An 832-nucleotide genomic window follows, 5' to 3' on the forward strand; every position below is an offset into this window, starting at 1 on the left:
ACAGAAGTACTCTCGTGGTCCGGCAGTAGCGAGTGCCCTCATAGGCCTTGCCGGGCTTGGATCGCGCACGGTCTGTCACATCGCGCCGCTCAACTGACTGGTAAGGCGCCAAATAGCTCCGGCCCGCTTCGCGGCCGACCGGTCCATCGGGTCTGCTTGTGCTTCCTTGCTTACGCTGTCATCTAACTGTATCGGGCCATGCGCGTCATGAAACCTAATTTCGCGTCGGTCTATTTGCATTGCCCCTGTGCGGGGCGGCAGTCACTTTCTTTGCTGCTGCAAAGAAAGTAACCAAAGAAACAGCTTTCCCCATCCAAAGTACTTCATGCCGGCCCCGGCACAGAAGTACTCTCGTGGTCCGGCAGTAGCGAGTGCCCTCATAGGCCATACCGGGCTTGGATCGCGCACGGTCTGTCGCCTCGCACCACTCAACTGACTGGTAAGGCGCCAAATAGCTCCGGCCCGCTGCGCGGCCGACCGGTCCATCGGGGATGCGCGTGCATCTTTGCTAACGCTTCCATCTCACTGCGTTCGCCCACCGGCGGTTTCCCTTGCAAACCCAACGGCAGCGCGTAGCGCTGTGCCGGAGCTATTTGGTGCTGAACCAGCGCCCTCAAGGTTCTAGCTTGTCAGACCGTGCGCGGTCCACGCCCGATAAGACCTTTGAGGGCACTTGCTACTGCCGGACCACTTGCGAAGTTCTGTGCCGCGGCCGGCCTGAAGTGCTTAGGCTGGGGATAGCTGCTTTCTTTGGTTACTTTCTTTGCAGCAGCAAAGAAAGTGACTGCCGCCCCGCATAGGGGCAACGCTAATAGACCGACACGAATACAGG

At 59.3% G+C, this 832-nt stretch carries 1 protein-coding gene; it reads right to left on the bottom strand.

Annotated elements, in window-relative coordinates; translation table 11 throughout:
* Positions 1-629: 629 nt before the first annotated feature.
* A partial coding sequence (locus AWB78_RS49240) for a hypothetical protein (protein ID WP_232478156.1) occupies positions 630-832 on the bottom strand: 203 nt, incomplete at its 5' end.

This window comes from Caballeronia calidae (genome assembly GCF_900044055.2).
Taxonomy (GTDB): domain Bacteria; phylum Pseudomonadota; class Gammaproteobacteria; order Burkholderiales; family Burkholderiaceae; genus Caballeronia; species Caballeronia calidae.